General features: G+C 35.6%; 3 protein-coding genes. All 3 read right to left on the bottom strand.

What is annotated here, in order from left to right:
* The coding region (locus ACFIJL_RS08630) for an autotransporter outer membrane beta-barrel domain-containing protein (protein WP_375624250.1) at positions 1-2639 on the bottom strand (2639 nt) is incomplete at its 3' end.
* A gap of 970 nt (positions 2640-3609) precedes the next feature.
* Positions 3610-3759 carry a hypothetical protein gene (locus tag ACFIJL_RS08625; protein ID WP_375624248.1) on the bottom strand — a complete coding sequence of 50 codons (150 nt, stop codon included), beginning with the start codon at positions 3757-3759 and terminating at the stop codon, positions 3610-3612.
* 159 nt (positions 3760-3918) lie between these two features.
* The coding region (locus ACFIJL_RS08620) for an autotransporter outer membrane beta-barrel domain-containing protein (protein WP_375624246.1) at positions 3919-4257 on the bottom strand (339 nt) is incomplete at its 5' end.

The raw sequence follows: 4257 nt of genomic DNA, 5'->3' as shown, positions 1-4257 counted from the left end.
AAGAGGTTTTGTGCAATATCGGCGTTGCCTTGGCTTGAGTCTGGTCCATAGGCACGTAGTGTATACATATCTGGTAAACCACCTCTTGTGGTATAGCCATTTACCAGTTTGAAAGAGTTTTCTTCTGCTTTTCCAGAAACTTGAATAAGTGAAAGACCCCGGACATTAGGAGCAGCAGAGGTATTTGCTTGACTACTGTTCTTTTCTACGCGTCCTGAAACATAAACTGATGTGTTGCCAGAGACATCCCCATGGATCAAAAGCCTATCGGTTTTTTGATCGGCGATGGGTGCTCCATCACTCCATTGTGCGTTGAAGTAAATTTTTGCGTCACCAGAGGCATTGTAGACGGCTTGCGTGTCTGGTTTACCAGAACCTATATACAAAGTTTGGTAATGCTGTTTTTCTGTTGGCTTGCTAAACATAATGGAGCTGTTATCGAGATTAAGCGTAGAAATATCGGAACGAGATCTTTGAGCAATATCAAGTAGTTTTCCATCAGCATCTTTTTCATTGTTACTGATCTTCAACGTCCATTTTGTGTCGTTTTTCAGATCAAAGCGTGTTTGCCCATTTTCGTCATTTCTTACACCGCCTTGTAAGACAGAATGGTCTGCGGTTAAAGTAAACATTTCAACAGGTTTTGTCTTCTGCTTTATGTTTTTGAATAACGTATCTGCAAGGATTTTTGAATTTTTGAGATTAATTTTCCCCATTGATTCATCGGTATTTATTCCAATACCATTTTCAACGATCAGATCTGTATTGGTCAAATTAACTTCACTGTTTTGCCAATCTTGTGGATTACTATTACTTAGGCCATTTAACTTATTTTTAGACAAATCTGCAAAATTCACCCCAGCAACCCCTGCTGTTGCAGAAGTATTTGCGAGATCAATATGTCCATTTCTGTTTATCTTTAGTGCAATTATTGTTGCATCTATTTTGTTTTCAGCGCCATTGACCATCTTAATCGTGCTATTGGATGCGACAAGTCCAAAATCAACTTTTTCAATCGTTGTTTTTCCGTTTAATTCAATGACGCTATTTGCAGCAGCATTTACACCCATGCTGGGCAGTTCGATTCCCTCAATATTTGTTTTCTTCCCTTTTATCGTTAATTCTTCACTTGTGATTTTGCCTCCATCCGTTACATAAAGACCAAAGAGAGTCTTCGTAATCGTTGTTTTTCCTTTTAATTCAATGACGCTGTTTGGGCCCTCAGCTGATGCGCCTGTAACTGAACTTTCGCCATTTTCTGTGAGTGCAACATCTTTAACATTAATATATCCACCCAAAGTTGCATATAATGAATTATTACTCCCAGTAACAGTTCCTCCTGTCATGAAAATTTTTGATTGCTCACCAATGGCACTCAGCGCATTATGCTCAGATGAAATGATTTTCGCACCATTGTTTAAAGTAATGCTACTGCCGTTTTGAGCAATTATTGCTTCTCCTTTTGCCTCAAAAGATCCGCCGGTGATTGTTATTTGAGATTTGTTATCTGCTAAGATGCTGTTTTTTGCTTTCGTGACGGTTACATTATTTAAAGTGACAATACTTCCTTTGTCAGCACTTATTCCTTTATCCATAAGAAAGTCATCATTTCCGCTTGATATTTTTACATCTTTCAGCGTGTTTTCTTTGCTGGTGGTGTTAAGAAATGATGCACCTACTGCTTTGTCTCCTGTGACCTCAATCGATCCTCCGGTCATCTTGATTGTCGCATTATCACTTTCGGCTTTAACACCGATCGAAGCATTTTTAATTGTTGTGTTACCATTCAATTCAATAGTGCTGGAACCTCTTGCAAATGCACCGAATTTTGTTCCTTTACCATTTGCTGTGAGCACAACATCTTTAACATTAATATATCCACCAGCTTTTGTATATAATACACTATTGCTACCGGTAACAGTTCCCTCTGTCATAAAAATTTTTGATTGCTCACCAATGGCATTGAGCCCATCACCGTTAAGTGATGTGATTTTTGCCTTATTGTTTAAAGTAATGATACTACCGTTTCGAACATTGATTGCTGTTTCGTTTGCCTCCAAAGATCCATCGATAACTGTTACTTGAGTTTGGTTATCTGCAAAGATGCTGTTTTTTGCTTTTTTAACAGTTATATTTTTCAAAGTGAGTTTACTTTTTTTTTCAGCTTTTATTGCGTTATAGGGGTCACTGTTTTCACTTGTTATTGTGACATTTTCCATATTTCCGTTACCAGCATTTAGCTGAATAGCGGTTTTATCAACATTGATAGAACCTCCTGTCATTTTGAATGTAGCGTTGTCCGATATATTAACGCCGTATTCATAGGAAGATTTAGTTCCAAGTGGAGCACCAATGATGGTATTGTCCGATAATTCAATCAAACTATCGGATCCTTTAACGGTGACAACGGTTGTAACAGATGGTGGTGTTGGAGAGGTACTCCCCAGCTTTAAATTCTTGCCGATGATTTTTCCACCTGTTTCTGCCCAAATATTATCGTAGCTTTCTTTAGAGACTTCCATTTTTTTTCCATCAGAAACTTTAAGTTCTTTAAGTTCTTCCGCTTGTGTGTTGTGGTAGGTCCCAAATAATAGAATTGCTGCAGTTGCTGTATGCGATAAAAGAGATTTTTTAGACATTTATGTTCTCCTCACTTAAAACTAAGCTACAAATATTTTTTCTGTTTGCCATATCTCCACTTGTTATAAGAAGAACAAACAATATAAGAAAATAAATAATGGTCTATAAAAATATTCTTCTTGCTCACTATTTTATAATTTACTTATAGTTTTATAATTTACTTATAGTCAAATTAAAAAACATAATAATTAATGTATATATTTACATTTAAGTCATATTATATTTATAGTTTTAGTTATTACGTATTAAATATATAATTAAAAATATTAAAATGATATTTAAATACAATATTATAAGCAAATGATCGTTGTTTTTTTGTACTTTTTAATGTTATCACAGTACTGTCATATATTTTGATGCATTAAGGAGAATAAAGGGGGGACAGCATCGTTGGGAACAGCCGTCAGCAAAAATTAAAAAAGTTTACTTAATTTTAGATCTGAGGTGTTTTATATTGGATGTAATGTGTTTTATAAATATGCTAAAGAGTACTGATTGATGCTTTTATAAATCTTAGTTTCTTCTTGAGTATTTTGATAAAGTGGTTGATGTCTTTGTTTTTTGGGTGTATTTAATTAAATTATTTGCGTAAAGAAATATTTTGCAGTATGTTTCCTGTGTAAAGAGGAAAATAATAGTAGCTTGTGCTTTTTATCTACTTACGACAGTAAAACTTTACATTTTCTTTTTGCTTTGAGAAAAAGGGGAAGGGGATTTTATGAAGCAAGCGCGATTTATCAATAAACATATATGATTTATCAATAAATACATATAAGGTGTTTTTTCTGAAAGTTTTACTTTCACTTGGAGATGAAGCGCTTTGCGACATTTTTGTTTATGAGAGATAAATGCCATTCAATATCTAAGACAGCGTAAGGGGCAGATTTCTCAAAATCACTGAATTTATTCTCACCCTTAAGCATAACCACCCGCTTTAGTGCATATTTTCATTCTTTTGCGCAAAGACTGCTACACGCATTTCACGCTCCCCAATTCCAGCAAATTGGCAAGACCTTCCACAGCTGTCTTTTCAGGATTATAACGAAAGCGCTTTTTTGCCTGTGTACGAGCAACTACTTCAATCTGGTATGCATAAAAAACAATACCTAGCCTTGTCAATCAATAAATCTTTATGGAGATGATCTTGGGAGAATAAAGAACAAAAGCTATTCGAGCGATCTTTTTATGAAAGGGTGTCAAGAATAAAAAAGGCAGCATATCGTGCTGCCTTTTTGTTAAATTGAATAGAATGAATAGGCTTGCTTTTACAGCTTTGTGTTAAAACTGATAGCGTATGCCGCCTGAGAAATTTGCTCCAGATATACCAGTTTTTTGAAGTTTCTGTTGATAGCTGACATCACCATGAAGGGAGAAATTGTGAGACAGTTGCGCATTGATGCCAACGCCGCCTTCAACTGCAGGTCCCATAGGATCAAGGTCAAAATCTCTGCCAATCTGGATGGTACCATTATCACCAAAAGTTTTGATCAAGTTTACTTTTCCATAGAAAGACATTGGACGATTGTTTTCAGTGGAAATAGTTTTTGTCAAACGTCCACCAACACGGATCAACCATTGAGAAGGATTTTTCATATCAACGGTAAAATTATCAGCATC

The organism is Bartonella sp. TT119HLJHH (genome assembly GCF_042193385.1).
Lineage (GTDB): Bacteria > Pseudomonadota > Alphaproteobacteria > Rhizobiales > Rhizobiaceae > Bartonella.
Note: the sequence above shows the minus strand (reverse complement) of the source record. Positions and strands in the feature narration are given on the sequence as shown.